This window comes from Microcoleus sp. B4-C1, assembly GCF_036705285.1.
Taxonomy (GTDB): Bacteria; Cyanobacteriota; Cyanobacteriia; order Cyanobacteriales; family Microcoleaceae; genus Microcoleus.
On record NZ_JAUBUC010000003.1, the window covers coordinates 147,185 to 163,659 of the forward strand.

General features: G+C 46.1%; 14 protein-coding genes and 1 tRNA gene. 8 read left to right on the forward strand and 7 right to left on the reverse strand.

What is annotated here, in order from left to right:
- Window positions 1–197: 197 nt before the first annotated feature.
- The 3 genes from QUB26_RS02300 to QUB26_RS02310 form a co-directional block, all read right to left on the reverse strand.
- Window positions 198–3,863 carry a PAS domain S-box protein gene (locus QUB26_RS02300; protein WP_333316391.1) on the reverse strand — a complete coding sequence of 1,222 codons (3,666 nt, stop codon included), beginning with the start codon at window positions 3,861–3,863 and terminating at the stop codon, window positions 198–200.
- Between the two features lie 359 nt (window positions 3,864–4,222).
- Window positions 4,223–4,441, reverse strand: coding sequence for a hypothetical protein (locus QUB26_RS02305; protein ID WP_333291687.1), 219 nt, complete (start codon window positions 4,439–4,441; stop codon window positions 4,223–4,225).
- Between the two features lie 108 nt (window positions 4,442–4,549).
- Window positions 4,550–4,939 carry an AbrB family transcriptional regulator gene (locus QUB26_RS02310; RefSeq protein ID WP_015179394.1) on the reverse strand — a complete coding sequence of 130 codons (390 nt, stop codon included), beginning with the start codon at window positions 4,937–4,939 and terminating at the stop codon, window positions 4,550–4,552.
- Between the two features lie 265 nt (window positions 4,940–5,204).
- Between QUB26_RS02310 and QUB26_RS02315 the strand changes: the two genes are divergently transcribed.
- The 4 genes from QUB26_RS02315 (at window position 5,205) to pyrR (ending at window position 8,458) form a co-directional block, all read left to right on the forward strand.
- Window positions 5,205–5,648, forward strand: a complete 444-nt coding sequence (locus QUB26_RS02315) for an Rrf2 family transcriptional regulator (protein ID WP_333149870.1) — start codon at window positions 5,205–5,207, stop codon at window positions 5,646–5,648.
- Window positions 5,649–5,685: 37 nt separating this feature from the next.
- The gene (locus tag QUB26_RS02320) at window positions 5,686–6,087 is read left to right on the forward strand and encodes a GFA family protein (protein WP_333055028.1); all 402 of its coding nucleotides are present in this window, start codon (window positions 5,686–5,688) and stop codon (window positions 6,085–6,087) included.
- Between the two features lie 344 nt (window positions 6,088–6,431).
- The gene (gene cbiB / locus QUB26_RS02325) at window positions 6,432–7,511 is read left to right on the forward strand and encodes an adenosylcobinamide-phosphate synthase CbiB (RefSeq protein ID WP_333243991.1); all 1,080 of its coding nucleotides are present in this window, start codon (window positions 6,432–6,434) and stop codon (window positions 7,509–7,511) included.
- Between the two features lie 413 nt (window positions 7,512–7,924).
- Window positions 7,925–8,458 carry a bifunctional pyr operon transcriptional regulator/uracil phosphoribosyltransferase PyrR gene (pyrR, locus tag QUB26_RS02330; protein WP_333055026.1) on the forward strand — a complete coding sequence of 178 codons (534 nt, stop codon included), beginning with the start codon at window positions 7,925–7,927 and terminating at the stop codon, window positions 8,456–8,458.
- Window positions 8,459–8,734: 276 nt separating this feature from the next.
- On the opposite strand, the gene QUB26_RS02335 is transcribed toward pyrR, so the two are convergent.
- A tRNA-Ile gene (locus QUB26_RS02335) sits at window positions 8,735–8,807 on the reverse strand.
- A gap of 185 nt (window positions 8,808–8,992) precedes the next feature.
- Here QUB26_RS02335 and QUB26_RS02340 point away from each other — a divergent pair.
- Window positions 8,993–9,682, forward strand: a complete 690-nt coding sequence (locus QUB26_RS02340) for a hypothetical protein (protein WP_333083996.1) — start codon at window positions 8,993–8,995, stop codon at window positions 9,680–9,682.
- A 68-nt stretch (window positions 9,683–9,750) separates the two neighbouring features.
- Entirely contained in the window at window positions 9,751–11,229 is a 1,479-nt protein-coding gene (locus QUB26_RS02345) for a hemolysin family protein (RefSeq protein ID WP_333316393.1), read from the forward strand.
- A 7-nt stretch (window positions 11,230–11,236) separates the two neighbouring features.
- Here QUB26_RS02345 and QUB26_RS02350 read toward each other — a convergent pair whose 3' ends face one another.
- Window positions 11,237–11,851 (reverse strand): hypothetical protein, encoded by a 615-nt coding sequence (locus QUB26_RS02350; protein ID WP_333316395.1) that lies wholly within the window; start codon window positions 11,849–11,851, stop codon window positions 11,237–11,239.
- A gap of 164 nt (window positions 11,852–12,015) precedes the next feature.
- Here QUB26_RS02350 and QUB26_RS02355 point away from each other — a divergent pair, with 164 nt between their 5' ends.
- Entirely contained in the window at window positions 12,016–12,345 is a 330-nt protein-coding gene (locus QUB26_RS02355) for a tetratricopeptide repeat protein (RefSeq protein WP_333243975.1), read from the forward strand.
- A 246-nt stretch (window positions 12,346–12,591) separates the two neighbouring features.
- Here the strand turns inward: QUB26_RS02355 and queC are convergent, their stop codons facing one another.
- Window positions 12,592–13,266 carry a 7-cyano-7-deazaguanine synthase QueC gene (gene queC, locus QUB26_RS02360; RefSeq protein ID WP_333243978.1) on the reverse strand — a complete coding sequence of 225 codons (675 nt, stop codon included), beginning with the start codon at window positions 13,264–13,266 and terminating at the stop codon, window positions 12,592–12,594.
- A gap of 381 nt (window positions 13,267–13,647) precedes the next feature.
- Window positions 13,648–14,988 carry a cytosine deaminase gene (locus QUB26_RS02365; RefSeq protein WP_333316397.1) on the reverse strand — a complete coding sequence of 447 codons (1,341 nt, stop codon included), beginning with the start codon at window positions 14,986–14,988 and terminating at the stop codon, window positions 13,648–13,650.
- 321 nt (window positions 14,989–15,309) lie between these two features.
- On the opposite strand from QUB26_RS02365, the gene QUB26_RS02370 reads away from it, so the two are divergent.
- Window positions 15,310–16,218: a class I SAM-dependent methyltransferase gene (locus QUB26_RS02370; RefSeq protein ID WP_333055019.1), complete on the forward strand. Its 909-nt coding sequence runs from the start codon at window positions 15,310–15,312 to the stop codon at window positions 16,216–16,218.
- Window positions 16,219–16,475 lie beyond the last annotated feature (257 nt).

Here is a 16,475-nt window from a genome sequence, read left to right on the forward strand (position 1 = left end):
AAAAAGTCAAGTCAACCACTCAATTATTAGCAGTAAATCAAACATGATTATCATAGTGTATTGAGAGTCTGAACGAACACCTTATGCCATCTCATGACTCTTGTGGCAGCAGCTAAAATAACTGTTCGGGGAGCATCTATGCAGAACAGCTACTTTATAGATAAGGTGGGCTTCGGCGCACTCGAAAGCTCAGCCCCCTATCGCTCAATTTCATCAATCAAATCTAGTATTTTTTGATAATCAAAATTATATAGATGATTCATCAGAATTTCCGCAAAAACATCATTATCGCTGCCGATTTCCTCAATACTTGTGGCAATCAAGTCAAAGTCAGCCTCACGGACTGCCTGTTTTAGATTGCTCGTCCATTCTGGGGAAACTTTCGGCTTGGAGTCCAGCGTAAATATTGCAGCACTATCAGATATTTTTTCTTGTACCATTCTTGAACTTTGTGATAAATCATTGACTTCAACATATTTATTGATGACTTCACCAGCACCCGCTGCGGTAACAACTTGAATATCAAACTTGAAGACAGTCCCTTGTCCCACTTCGCTCTCGACGGTAATGTCGCCGCCCATTAATCTTATGAACTCGCGGCTGATATTTAATCCTAAACCCGTACCTGTTTGAACTTTTTTTTCAGATGCAGTTTGCACCAATAATTCAAATATGCTTTCTAATTTGTCCGGGAAAATACCAACTCCTGTATCTGCTATTGCAAAGGAAATAATGACTGTATTTTGAGTTTCCACAAAATCAAAAGCTTCGTTCAATATAGGCTTGATTATTTGTTTTTTATTCGGCTCCACAGTAACTGAAACTGAACCCGAAGTGGTAAATTTAACCGCATTATCTAATAAATTAATTAGGACTTGTCGCAACTTGACATCATCAGTTTGCACGTATTGGGGAACATCGGGAGAGCAGTCAATAATTAATTGCAATCCTTTATTTGTCGCCGGAATCTGAAACATATTTTGCACGTCCCCCAGCAAGCGGTACAAGTCAAAAAATTTGGCGTTGAGTGTCATGCGCCCCGCTTCAATTTTAGATAAGTCTAAGACTTGATTGATCAGTTGGAGCAGGTGTTCTCCGCTGCGGCGAATAATTTTGATATTTTCTTTTTCCGGCAAACTTAAATTAGCGCTGGGTTCCATTAATTGAGCGAAGCCGAGAATGGCGTTGAGGGGGGTTCGCAATTCGTGGCTCATGTTGGCGAGAAAGAGGCTTTTAGTTTTGTTGGCAGCTTCTGCGGCTTCTTTGGCTTGTTGGAGTTCTTGTTCTGCTTGTTTGCGATCGCTCGTATCAAGGATTATGCCGTGCCAGACAATATCTCCATTTTCGCGCAATTCTGGTCGAGAATAACCTTGCAGCCATTTGAGTTTTCCCGATGCTGTCACAATCCGCCACTCGTGGGAAAATAGTTCTAGATCAGTGGCACTTTTGACAATTGCCTCGAAGTGACTGGATCGATCGTCCGGGTGCATTTGTTCGTAGAGTAAAGCAGAGTTGTTCTGGATTGCCTCCGGCTCTAATTCTTGAATTTCTCGGCACAGAGGGCTGATATATTCCATCTTGACTGATCCGTCGGGATGCTGCACGAATATGTAAAGTTCTCCGGGAACAGTGTTGGCTAATTTGTGAAACAGAGCTTCGCTTTTTTGCAAGGCTAATTGTGCTTGTTTGCGCTCGCCAATATCAATCCCAAATCCAAACAAGAAATCCAGGCTGCCACCTTCGTCGAGCACCGGTGTGCCGTGCCACTCAACTAACAAAGTCCGATCGTCAGAAGTGAGAATGCGATGTTCGTTAACCGTTTGCTCCCGCGCTGTTACGCCCGTAAAAATCGAATGTAATCCGGCTCGATCGCTTGGGGGTACAAATGTCGCTAAGTAATCCTTGCCTACAACTTCTGTGGCAGTATAGCCCACCGCTTCCAGCATACAGTTATTCGCCAGCAGGATTTTACCCTCAGAGTCGATCGCCACAAAAAAAATCGGAGAATTTTCGATAATCTTTAAGTTAAAGTCGCGCTGTTGACGGATAATTTTTTCATCTTGCTTGCGCTCCTCAATTTCGAGCTGCAAGCGGGCATTGATCGAGGCTAGCTCGATCGTGCGATCGACTACTTCAATTTCGAGAGTACGGTTGTAGTCAGCCAATATTTGCTCTGCCTGTTTGCGAGCCGTAATATCTTTAAAAACATTAAGAACATAAAGGATATTCCCCGCACCGTCAAACACCGGCAGCGCTCGCACTTCCAAACGAATATTTTTCCCGTCTCGGCGAATATCCATATCTTCCGCAATCACCTCGAAGCCACTCAACGCCCGTGCAAACGGCATTTGAGCGGCCGGGTAAAGTTGATCGGTTCCTGTTATATAAGTTTGATAAGCTTGTGGTAGCTCTGCTGCGGTAGCATCGGGCATTTCTCCCCTGCCCAATATCTGCTCTCCCGCCGAATTCATGAAAATAACTGCGCCGCCCGGAGTCATCGCCGCGACTCCAACAGGCAAATTTTCTACCAGTTGGGCAAATTTTTCTTCACTTTCTGCCAAAGCTTGAAAAGACTTTTTCAGTTGAGCTGCCATCTCGTTGAAAGACTCGGCTAATTCGCCGACTTCCTCAAGCCTACTGACAGCAACAGGGCGATCGAACTCTCTGGCGGCAATATCTTTAGCTGCTTCGTTGAGCCGCAGCAGCGGCAGCGTTACCCACCTCGCTGTCAGCACTCCAGCCATGGTCGATAGCAGTAGCGCCACCAAACAAAGTAAAATTGTAGTGCGCGTATTTTTGTTAATTTGCCCCATGAAATCGGATTCGGGAACTGCGATCGCAATCAGCCAGTTCAAACCATAAACATCAGAAAACGGCAGCACTTCCACAAAATATTCCTGCCCGTCTCGGCTAAATTTCAGTTGCTGCCGCTGCTTAATGTCGCCAAAGCCCCCGAAGTGTTCGTACAAATATTTAGCTGCCGTGCGAATGACAGGAGTTTGGCTCTCTAAAACATTTAGCCGCTGCAGTTGCGGGTTTCCAGAAATCTTTCTAAAGGGTGATTCTTTACTCGAACTGGCAACCACCAAGCCCGATCGTTCGATCGCGAAAATTTGTCCCGTTTTGCTAAGCTTGATGCGATGGAGATATTGCTGAAGATCCGAGAGCGAGAAGTCTACGGCACTAACTCCCAGCAATTTACCATTTCGATCGCGAATCGGTTGGCTAGCAGCAATAAAAACAGTCCCTGGAGTAAAACCCGGATAAATGCTCGTCCAAATCGGTTTGTTAGCTGCGACAGCTTCTTTGTACCAGGGGCGGAGACGGGCATCGTAGGTTCCGGGTTCTGCCTTTAATTTAGCGGTGCGAGTGCCTCTGCCGTCTGTAGCGTAGTATATGCTCTGAAAGTTGGTAGACTTGTTCGCCGCGACAATTTGCAAGCTGTGATCCGTGGGGTTGCGCCAAATGCCGAGATATTCTCCTGATTTTTCAGCACCGAAGGATATCCATTGAATGTTTTTAAAAGATCGCATTTGTTGCCAGAGGAACTTCTCTCCCCCAGGCTGTGGCTTTTCTAAGTGTAAGTTTAATTCACCGCGCTCGATCGCCGAGGCGTTAAGTTGATTTACCCACTGGGTAGGTTCGAGAAAAGAAATCAGCTTTTCTTCAACTCTCTTCCCCGTCTCCGCGATCAATTTCTCGGCGAGCTCTTCGACTGCTTTGTCTCCGTTGCGAAAGGACAGATACCCGACAATCCCGACTACGGCGACGATTTGCAGCACAAAAGAGGCCACTAGAAGGTGACGCAGGGAGATTTTTGTTTGGTGTTGAGAAGTTTTACTCGCGAATTGGGGCAACGGCATAGGCTGATGACTAATTGCTCCCTAACACTTTAACTGTTCCAGCCTGTAATTTCACTTACGGGCGATCGAGGTGTTTCCTTCCCCTCAAAACCCCTCCCACACAGACACAACTCAGGAGCAAGCACGAGACTTATACAATTTTAGATTTTAGATTTTAGATTTTAGATTAAATAATTAGGGATGAATGAGGAAGCTCGTGCTTTGGAGTTTGCCGACAGTTGCATTATTTTTTTTAAATTTTAAACGGGTATTACGCACTCTTGGCCCAGAATACCTCCGCCATTTTCTTGCTTTGTTCGGTTTCGTAGCTCAACCTAACCTGCTTCTTGCCTGGAACCTCGACCATCGAAACTTAACATTCATCCGTTAAATCCGCTATACAATCCCTTGGTGAACATCCATGCCTTACATCCGTTAAATCCCGTACACAATCGGCTGCAGAACTTCTCTTCAACAGCTACGCGGAAAATCCCCCGCTTGTCCAAACGGATATAGCGAGGGGCGAGAATAGGTATTCTCGCAAAATATAAAGTGGTGGCAGTGGCTTTTGTCGAGCCATTGCCATCTATAGAAGCCATAGTGTTTTAGGCTCGCAGAAAGATTTCAGAGCCAATTCTCTGCTCGCAGTCAATGCTTGAAGTCAAACCAACCAGTTCAAGCAAGAAGTCAAAGCAAGTCGTAAAAGCCTAGGATTCTTCTTCTTCGCGATCGATTTGGCGCAGGTGAATGTGCTTGCGTCCCAGAGAGATTTCAAATTCATCTCCTGGCTGGAGTTCCATCTGTTTGGTGTAGGCAGCTCCAATCAGTAAGTTGCCGTTAGATTGAACGCTAATCCGATAGCTGGCAGAGCGTCCGCCGCGTCCATTGCCGTTTTGCTTCCCGTCTAGCTGAATGCCTTCTGCATCAATCAGCGCATTCAGGAATTTCATCATGTTGACCCGTTCTACGCCGTTCTTAGTAACGGTGTAGTAGCCACAGGCTCTAGCTTTTTCTTCCTTGGTAAGGTTCTCTAGGTCTTTGACCTTTTTGATCAGATCTTCGCCTTCAAGGGGTTCGATATTTTTCTTTTTAGCCATTTACTGAGTCCTGAAATATTCAACTGGTGTACGGATTTTTTCTCGGTTGGTTTTTGGTTTGACCAAGAAACTTTAGCTTTATAGCTGGTCGTAAAACTATATTACACCGATCGGCTCAATTGTTAACCACTATTATCTAAATATTTTTAACAACCTGCAGTCTTTCTTGAGGAGTAGCTGCAACCGGTGCGAGCAATCTCTAAACTCGGTAGCATAAGCTATCAGCTATCAGCTAGCTGAATATTTGCCCCGCTCTTAAAATCCCATGAAGTTAACCACACGCGGACACTACAGTGTCAAAGCATTACTGGATCTAAGTTTGCAACCTCGCTTTGGCCCGACATCGGTGAAATCGATAGCGAAGCGACAGGAGTTACCTGCTCCGTATCTAGAAAAATTGCTGATTGAAATGCGACGAGCAGGTTTAGTCCAATCTGTTCGGGGTTCCCAAGGTGGATATCAATTAGCCCGTATGCCCGCTCAAATCTCTTTAGGACAAATCTTAGAGGCTGTAGGTGAAACTATTGAACCTTTACCTCGACATTTTCCCGACGCGACGCAAGCAGAGGACTGGGTAACATTCAGTTTGTGGAACCGATTGCACAAAAAACTTGCCGAAGCGCTGTACAGTATTTCCCTCGAAGACTTATACTATGATGTCCGCAGTTGGCAAGCGGCTCTTGGGGAAGAAACTAGCTTTATCATTTAAATGGTAAGTTCATTCATTCGATCGCCAGCAATCACACATGGACGCAACACTTGTTACTTACTTTGGTGGCTGTCACTGCGGAGCTGTCCGCTTCCGTGTAGCCGTTGACAAACACGAAGCATCTGATTGCAACTGCTCTATCTGTCAAAAGAAGGGATTTTTGCATCTCATTGTGCCGCCGGAACGTTTTACCTTGCTCAGTGGCGAAGATGTTTTGACAACCTATACATTTAATACAGGAACTGCTCAACATACTTTCTGCCGAATTTGCGGCATTCACTCGTTCTATCGCCCCCGATCGCATCCAGATCATTTCGATGTCAACGTCCGCTGTCTTGACGACGATGCCATCAAACACTTTGAGATTCTACCGTTTGACGGTGTTAATTGGGAGGAGAACGTACACTTGCTGGGCGACTACAGTAATCTCAGCAGTTAGAGCAACCACGCCTGATGATGATGAGGTTTTGAATTGCTCAAACCCTTGCCTTTATTGCTTCTTCCTTCTTTCTTCTACTATAAAATCGCCCCTCAAAAAATCAAAGTCCGCAAGGGTAGCAGGAGTTAAAATCTGCTCTCTGGGGCGATAACTCCTGCTGTGACAATGAAGGAAGATGGTTCGGCCCCCCGGATTCATCCGTGGAGCGAGAAAAAAGATCCTCGCTCCCCATCGCCAGTCCCCGGATCGATCGGTGGAGTCGCTTTCTTCAATTCTAAAATCTAAAATCTAAAATCTAAAATCTAAAATGGATTGACGGACTATCAAGTTTGACACAATATATAATGATGCCGGATGAATTTCCTGTTTTAATTTTAGCTGCGGTGTTGGATTATTCGATCGGCGATCCTTGGGGTTGGCCGCATCCCGTGCAGGCGATGGGTTGGGCGATCGACCGTTATACTCGACTTGTCTTTAATATATGGAATAATCCCGCAGGCAAAATGCCTGAAGCCGGGGATAGTCCCGCTGGCGAGCAGCACAAACTGCTGCTACGAGGTGCTGGTACAATACTAGCGATCGGGCTGATTGTAGGCAGTTATACTGTCAGTTGGTCGATCGCCCAAGCTGCTAGTTGGGTACATCCTCTTTTAGGTATTGCCATACAGACCATTTTGCTGGCAAGCTGTTTTGCAGGTCGCAGTTTGAGGGCGGCAGCAGAGGATGTGCTAGCACCTTTAAATGTTGGAGATTTAGTCAAGGCGCGAGAAAGGTTGAGCCTTTACGTCGGCCGGGATACCGAAAACTTATCCGAGCCAGAAATTCTGCGAGCATTGTTAGAAACTGTAACAGAGAATGCAGTCGATGGCGTGACAGCACCGCTATTTTATGCCTTACTTGGGTTCGCTCTGCCACATCTATTATTAAGTGTTACCGGTGCGCCGATCGATCCTAACTCGATGTGGGCGAGTGCTATAGTCCCCTTGGCGATCGCTTACAAAGCAGCCAGCACATTAGATTCTACGATCGGCTACAAAGAAGCGCCATACACTGATTTAGGATGGTTTAGCGCCAAACTAGAAGACGTGCTGACGTGGATTCCTTGCCGGCTAACAGTGATTACTTTAGCCGTTATATCGGGCAAACCGATTTACATTTGGCAGATTTGTCAGAGAGATGCTGTTAAAGATGCCAGCCCCAATTCCGGTTGGAGCGAGTGCGTTTACGCCGCCATCTTGGGAGTGCAACTAGGAGGTACTAATTCCTATCGCGGAGTTCTCAAACACAAACCGCTGTTAGGCGAGCCGGTTCACCCGATCGCAGCGCCGCTAATTTGCCAAGCATTGCAATTAACTCGGTATTGCTTTCTGATTTGGTTGGGACTATCATTGCTTTTTTATACCTTATTATGTTTGAGTCGCTAACTGATGACCTCACTAGAACAGTCCAGCAGGCATAAATAACGTATTTCTGTGATTGTTCGTCCTCGGCTAAGCAATCGCAGCATCTGCTTTTCATCCGTTCCGGGTAAGCCCAGCAGAAGACAGATATAAGCCACCGACAGAAGCAAAAAAAGTTTTGACAATTCCCGCATCCAGGATACCCGCCACGTGATTCATCCGTCCAGAAATAAAAAACCTGTATCCGAGAAACTTGCCGAACGTATTTATCTCGCGCAAGTCAATGCTAAAATCTAAAATCTAAAATCTAAAATCGCGCAATCGATTGACCTTAGTTCAAACCCCCAGATTCATCTGTCAAGTCAATCTCAAATCTCAAATCTCAAATCTCAAATTGTTCGATATGCCAACAGCCAACAATTAGCTCGCAGCAACCCATGACTAAAATTATCCAAATTTTATCCCCTGATGAAGTGAGGCGCACTCTCACCCGCGTCGCTTCCCAGATTGTCGAAAAATCAGGGAATCCCTCGGAGTTAGTGCTGTTGGGCATTCATAGTAGAGGAGTGCCTTTAGCTCAAATTTTGGCAGATCAAATTGAAGTCCTCGAACAAGTCAAAGTATCCGTGGGCGCTTTGGATATTACCTTTTATCGAGATGACTTGGATCGAGTTGCGATGCGGACACCGGCTAAAACAGAAATTCCTTTCGATTTGACGGGCAAAACTGTGGTGTTGGTAGATGACGTTATATATAAAGGCAGAACGAGTCGAGCGGCTTTGAATGCGGTAAACGATTACGGGCGGCCGGAGAAAATTTGGTTAGCGGTATTAGTCGATCGCGGCCACCGAGAAGTACCGATTCAGCCGGATTTTACGGGTAAAAAGTTGCCGACTGCAAAGGAAGAACAAGTTAAGGTTTACGTTCAAGATATCGACGGGCGCGACGGAGTGGAGTTAATTAAGGGATAATACGATTTTAGATTTTAGATTTTAGATTTTAGATTTTAGATTTTAGATTGGGCACAAATGACTGTTAAACAATGTCCAGCTAAATAAACTACTTAGGGTGCGCTGTAAGTAGCGCGTCAAGCCACTTTTTGCGTCCATCACCGAGCAAAATACTTCGTTTCCGCCCGCTGACAACGTAAAAAACCCGGTTTCTACCAGAATAGGGGCTTTTGGGTAAGCAATCCTCTAGGAAGAAACGGGGTTTTTCGGGCGCTGAGCGTCCTAAGTTATTAAAAATCGGCAGTGCAGGAGTTGAACCTGCCTGGGGCGAATTATGAGTTCGCTGCCTAAACCGCTCGGCCAACTGCCGTTAAATCGATTTCTTCGACCTAACTCAAAATGAATTATAACATAATTTCTCAGTCCGTGCTAGAACTAGAGAACAAAAATCAAAATCTTTAGAGCGGCTGAGTCCCGATCGCCTGTTAGCCAATGTTAGGCAAGCCGATCGACCGGACAAAGCAGTTTCTAGGACTCGGCATAAACTTATAGGCAATGGCAGTGAATTCGACGGTAGTGCTGACTCTAATTCTGCTCGCTCTCATGTTTGGAGCAGGCGTGACGAGTTCTGTTTGGGGATTTACTATAGGTCGCGAAGCCTTGCAAGGAACGACTCAACCCGATGTTCGTCCCAGCAACAATGCTGGCAGCGGCAAGCCTGGAAAGACCGCTAGCAAAGACCAAGTGAGCATTTTGAAAGAAAAAGACATTCTCACAACCGTCAAAGCACGGGTAGAAGGTCGCGATCCCGAAAAAACGGCCGGGGCAAATACTAAAACAGAGAAGGCAAGCTCTAAACCAGCCGCGGCCAAAAAACCGGCTGCACAAAATGCCAGCGCCAAGTTTCCCCTGAACAGTCGCGACGGGGGAATAACTCTGGAAGTGAGCGCGGCCAGTCAGCGCAACAATTCCATGCTGCTAGACGTGAGCATGAAAAATGAAGGCTCCCAAGCTGTGAGGTTTCTCTACAGTTTCTTGAACGTCACTGACGATCGTGGCCGGGCCCTGAGCGCGACTGCCGAGGATTTGCCGTCGGAACTGCCCCCCAACGGGCAGGTGTTTTACGGTACGGTGAGTATTCCCACAGCTTTGCTAGAAAATGCTAAGGAAGTTTCGTTGACGCTGACAGATTATCCAGGTCAAAAACTTCAGTTGCAAATATCTGGCATTCCAGTGGCGAAGTAATATAAAAGAAGACCAAACCTGCAGACTGATTCTCAGGTTTGATCGAGAAAGTTTTTTTAGGGAGCATTGTGTCACTTTTAGGGGCGAGAGTGCAGGAGATATCTGATTTACCCGCGATGAGTTGGACAGAGGTGCTGTCGCGGTTGCTGTCAGTGCTGTTGCTGATTGCGATTAATGCTTTTTTTGTGGCGGCTGAGTTTTCGATGGTGACGGTACGCCGATCGCGCATCAATCAGTTAGTGGAAGCTGGCGACGTTGCAGCTTTAACTGTGCAATCTTTGCAGCAAAGTATTGAGCGATTGCTCTCAACAATGCAGTTGGGAATCACTCTTTCTAGTTTAGCTCTCGGCTGGATTGGAGAAAGCACGATCGCCGTGCTAGTGAGAATGTCGATCGGCTATTTGCCACTGCCAATTTACATCAAGTCGGCGATCGCCCATTCTTTTAGCATATCAATAGTAACTTTTTTGTTGCTAGCTTACGTGCAAATCGTACTGGGCGAACTCTTTCCCAAATCTGTAGCGTTGCTGTATTCCGAACAGCTAGCCAGAAGTTTAGGGCCTCCGAGTTTATTGATTGCCCGTTTGTTCAAGCCCTTTGTGTCGTTTCTCAATCAATCTACTCGATCGCTTTTGCGGTTTGCGGGCATCGAATACGATCTAAGACACCGACCGGTTACGCCCGAAGAACTGCAATTAATTATAGCTACTTCCAGCGAATCCAGCGGCCTGGAAGCAGAAAAGCGAGAATTGCTCAACAACGTGTTTGAATTTGGCGAAGTTTGGGTAGAAGAAGTAATGGTGCCGAGGCCTAGCATTGTCGCACTTCCCAAGACGGCCACATTTCAAAATTTGCTCGACGAAATGGCGATTTCTAACCATTCCCGCTATCCCGTGACGGGAGATTCCTTAGACGACATTATCGGCATTATTGGCTTCAAACAACTTGCAAAACCCCTAGCTGAAGGTTTGCTATCTCCCGACACGCCAATTGTAAATTGGATGGGTTCGGTGAGGTTTGTGCCGGAGATGATGCTGCTGGGGGAACTGCTGCCTTTGATGCAGAGTTCGTCGGAAGAAATTGCGATCGTAGTTGATGAATTTGGCGGCATTTCCGGGTTAGTGACGCTGAGGGATTTGATTGCGGAAATTATCGGCCGCAGCTACGAGTCGCCCGACAGCAAAGAAATTGCTTTGCAAGTATTGGACGATCGCACTTATTTAGTGCAAGCGCAGTTAAATTTAGATGATGTGAATCAAATATTGAATGTGGATTTGCCAGTAACTGACGAATATCAGACAATTGGAGGTTTTCTGAGTTATCAGTTGCAAAGAATGCCGGCAGTTGGGGAAGTTTGGCGCGGCGAAAATGTGGAACTTACGGTTATTTCTGTGTCCGGGCCGCGGTTGGATCAACTTCAAATTCACTTGTTGGAAGGGGCTGCGGGCGATCGAGCTTTAGATGGAATTGCAGCAGCGGATGAGGAAGTTGTGGGGAAAGGGCGCAAGAATAGCGGGTTGAGTGGTGTGGCGAAATTTTCTAGTTGAGCATATTTTAGCTAATGCCTACATAATCTACTCGCTCGAAGTCGCTGCGTACTAAATCATCTAACGTCGGGCCTTTGGGGCGTAAATTAATGCGATCGCCAACCTTCACATTTTCGTAATGTGCGTTGGGAATATATATATCTTGCTCCTGCATAAAAGCGTAAGTAAAGCGAAAGGCACTGTCAATGTCCTCAGCTTTGACCTCACGAAAGTCAGAGAGGAATAGGAGATCCATTTCTGCTTCAAAGTACAGCATCTCTGCAAATGCACCTCCGTCGTAGCAGTTATAACCAATATAGCCGCAAGTGTCGCTACCTGTGTAGTAGAGGGCGCGAGTGGATGGGAAGCTGGAAAGGGTGATAGCATCTCCTACTCCAAATACAAGGTGACCGGGCTGATAATTCAGTTGTTCAACGATCGTCCAAGGATGTCCTCGGAACTGAAATACAATATAGCTTTCGGCCGTAATTTCGATTTCGCGATCGTAGATATCCCGTTCCCAGACATCCGCGCGTCTCGCCCTACTAAGCTTTTGCGCTACTGATTCAATAGGAGCCCGAACGAGAAGTAGATTTTGGTTTCTGTCAATTGTTTCAATACCTCGGCGCTCTTCAATAGACATATCTTTTAACTTGGGAAAAACAATCAATAATTAGTCTACCTCTTTTTCTGACTGTAGCGACTGATCAGGAAGAACCAGGGTGCTTTATAATTGATTCATCAGGTCAAGTAAATAGACTCGATCCTTTATGCAAGCGCGATGAACAGCAGAAATTAAGAAATGCTATGAAAGCTCAAGAACTTTATCAACAAGGATTCGACCTTGCTCGCAAAGGACAATATAAAGAATCAGTTGAACTTTTAACTCAAGCAATTAATCTCAATCCTAGCTTTCCAGAAGCGCATATTGTTCGCGCTGATGCTCAAACTTTATTAGGAAACCTACAGGGTGCAGCAGAAGATTTTCAGAAAGCTATAGATATCTACAGGGCTAGAGGACAATCGCAAATAGCTGATATGCTTTTAGTCCCATTGAATTCGCTGCAAAATGAAATTAAGGATGAACAGGAAGACCAGGGTCAACCGGAAGTTGAGGATGAGCCGGAAGGTAAATAAGCACTCGGATGATTCAAAACTAACTAAGAATCAATTTTAAAAATTTTAGTCATGCAGGACTTACGCATCAAAACCCAAGAAACCGGGTTTTTGGCAGTTTCTGCCATCTGTAATATATTCTTGCGAAAAAACCCGGTTTCTGACCACCCGCTGCGATGCTTAGAAACCGGGTTTTTTACCGTTTCGGCGGGCGGAAGCGAAGAGACTCGAAAAAACCAGGTTTCTGGGCCGTCGTGTAAGTCATATTTAAGCGTAAGGCACCGGATCTTTCAAGCCCAATTCCTCAAAAGCCGCCAGCCGCAGCCGACAAGAATCGCAAACGCCACAGGCATTTTCCCCGCCTGCATAGCAAGACCAAGTTTGCTCCCAAGGTACTCCTAATTTGTTGCCCAATTGAATAATTTCTGTTTTTTTAAGTTCGATCAAAGGTGTTATAATATTAATAGCATTTCCTTCTCTACCCTGCTTGGTTCCTAACCGAAATACTTCCTGCATGGCTTGGATGTAATCGAGGCGACAGTCGGGATAGCCGGAATAATCTAAAGCGTTGACACCGATGTAAATACGATCGGCTTCTAGAGTTTCTGCGTAGGCAAGGGCAAAACTGAGAAAGATTGTATTTCTAGCTGGAACGTAGGTAATGGGGATGTTTTGAGACATTTCTGCAAGATTGCGATCGATCGGCAATTCCATCTCATTATCCGTCAAAGCCGAACCGCCCCACAGTGTTAAGTCAAAGTTTACTATCTGATGTGCCTTAACCGCTGCCGAAAGTGCGATCGCCCTTGCTGATTCCAACTCCCGCCGATGTCTTTGCTTGTAGTCAAACGAAATCGCGTAACACTCGCAGCCGTCGGCTTTGGCTTGATACAAAACAGTTGAGGAATCCAGCCCTCCCGACAATAAAATAACTGCTTTCACTTAAAACATCCTCACTCGACTTAGCTTTTATATTTATATCAAATTAGTTGCAATTTGACAATAATAATAGTTGTGCAGAACATCTAAATGTAGCGTATGCACTGCACGCCTTACCCTAAAAACTAACTGGTTCCTAGGCTCTGCCTGGGAACCATATCTAGAGGCTCTGCCTCGCATTGCGATAGAGAAAATTGGAGGCAGAGCCTCCGGATCTACGTTACCAGGCAGAGCCTAGTAACGAGTAGAACCAGTAGAAAGAAAATTTATCTTTTGTGGAACAGGCCGGAGAGCCTGTTCTTGAGATTGATGCAGCCAGTAGAAAGAAAATTCATCTTTTGTGGAACAGGCCGGAAAGCCTGTTCTTGATATTGGTGCAAAATGTCAGATTTCAGTTGCTAACAAGTCGTCTAGTTCGCGGTAATCGGGCAAAGTTGTATCAATTTTAATTCCCTGCCGTAAAACTGTGCGATCGCCCTGCGCTCTAGATAACAATTCGCTGAAATTCCGCGCCTTAAACAAAATCAAATCTGCTGGTAAACCAACTGCAATTCGTCCTAAATTCGGCAATCCCATTAAATCGGCTGGAGTCTTTGTCACTGCACAGGGCCAGTCTCCATAGGGTCTATCTAAATGGGCGATGCGGACTGCCATATTAAAGACTTCCAAAACATCATGATCGCCAAATCCGTAAAACGGATCGCGACAATTGTCGCTAGCAACTGCAACGGGAATTCCGGCTGCTTTGAGTTCGTGCAGCAGTGTCACACCTCGCCAGCGAGGTGTACGCTGAGATTCTCGGTCTTGCAGGTAAAGGTTACACATCGGCAAGCTGACAATGCCAATATTTGCTTCCTTGACTAATGCGATAGTTTCTGTTACTAAATCTGGCGGTTGTACAGCTAAACTACAGCAGTGTCCGCAGATTATTTGACCGGAAAATTGATGGCGGATGGCGGTTTTTGCGACTTCCCGCAGTGTTACTGAATCTGGATCGTCGTTTTCGTCGGTGTGGAAGTCGAGGTTTAAATTTCGTTCTTTGGCTAAGGCAAAAACTCGATCGAGTTGTTTGTCTAAGTCGGGATTCATATAGGCGACGCCACCGAGTATACCGCCGATTTCGGCTATGCGATCGGCTAATTTTTCGCCGGCGGGTGTCAGGTAATAGTCGAGGGAAACCAAGGAAGCTGCTTGCAAGATCAGCCGATCGCCCCATTCGGCTTGCAGCGCTTCAAATACTCCCCAACTAACGGTTCCCTGTTTGCCCGCGCTATCTATGTGAGTGCGGATGGCCTTGGTTCCGTGGGCGTAGCTGCATTTGAGGCCGAACTCCATTCGCCGGTAAACATCGTCTGCATTCCAGTTTTTTTGAGCGTCAGCGCCCACTGCTTCGATCGCGCTGGCAAAAGTTCCATCGGGATTGGGCGATCGTTCCCAAATGTGGCCTTTGTCTAAATGCGTGTGCATATCCACAAAACAAGGCCAAACTAAGCCGCGGTGCAAATCTACAACTGGGATATCTCCATAGGAGGATACAGGTTTTCTACCTACTGGGATAATTTGGGCGATCGTCCCTGCTGCAATTTCCAAATCCACCAAACAAAAATTGTTCTCACTCCCCGTTGTGGCGACAGTAGAAGCTGACGGGGCGATCGATTTCATCTCTAGAAGAGAGGCGGGCACGCGAGCATTTTTGAGCAAATAATTAGATGTACTTGGCAACATTAATTTTGTGAGTTAGTATTTTTGTAAGAATTTAGCCCAACCGCAAAAACGCTACCGACAATCATTGTCTGTTGAGCGTCGGTTGTCTTATAGGTAACAAATGCTACCTTCTCAGTCTAACCATTTAGACATAAAATTGTACAGCGCCGCTTAATCGGGGGGCGAGCGCCAACAACCCAAGCATCTACTACAAATACTAATTCGCAAATAAACCTAGTTTTCGATCTGCTTGCAGTGGTGCACTCTACCAGCTCAGCTAATGGTAATAAATTGTGGTCGTTCCACTGCCCTTAGCAACTGTACAAATCGTGAAACTGAACCATGCAAAAATTTACAAATTGCCCTGTTTGCAGCTCCCAAAAAATCAGCTTCCAGTACACAGCCGGGACAGCCCGCCAACCAAAAGAGGCTCCTAAATGGTCAGTTTACGGATGCGAAGATTGTGGCTTAGTATTCGTAAATCCCCGCCCGACATGGGATGAACTGAGCGATTATTACCCCGAGGGCTGGCAGTGCTACAATACTTACGTACCAGAGGAAGAAGACGTAGTAAAAGAAGCCAAAAAACTCAATGAATACCGACACATTCCTATCCCTGTAGGCAAGCGGCTGTTAGACGTAGGATGCGGGGGAGGTTCCATTATCCAAGTCTTCAAAAAACTCGGAGTTGAGGTAGCAGGAATTGAGCCTAGCTCCTCAGCAGCAGCAGCAGCCAGGGAATGCGGTGTCGATGTTTTCACCGGCACTGTAGAAGAATACGTTGCAGAAAAAGGTACTGACGAAAAGTTTGATGTCATACTCTGTTCACACGTTTTGGGAGCAACGCCTTTGCCTGCAGAAACACTCGACTGCATGAGGCAATTGCTGGCTCCAAACGGTTACATTTGGGTGGCTGTACCGAACGCGGACAGCCCATACGCGCGGCAACTGGGCTGGCGCTGGCACAGCACCGATTATCCCTACAATCTGATCGGTTACACTCCAAAAACTTTGGCTCTAGCCGGGGAAAAGGCAGGTTTGGCAATTCAGCGAAATTACACATACTCTTTGCCGGATGCCCTTCGTTACTCTATCTGTTTGTGGCAGCGCTATCGGTGGTTTGTACCGCACAAAGTTACCCGCTTCTTCCTTTCGGAAGAACGTGTTGAGTGCATGGCGAAGGAATTGGACTCGCGCGGCGAAGGTGAGGCAATTTTAATGGAATTCTGTCACCCTCAAAGCCTGGATTAAGACGTTTTTACCAACAGTATTTGATTTGAAATTTGAGATTTGAGATTTGAGATTGACTGCACGTCGGCGGCTCAGAATCTCAAATCTTTTTTTTTCGCGCATCTCTTAAAACTTCACACTTGCCGTTTGGCAGTTGTGCTGTCTTTGGTGTTGGCTATACTGTCCAAGATCGAACTCTGGACTTAGGAATGAGAATTAAATAACTTCCACTCTTGAAAGTGGGATGGGCGTCGGGCCCGTCCAAAAAGGACGGGCCC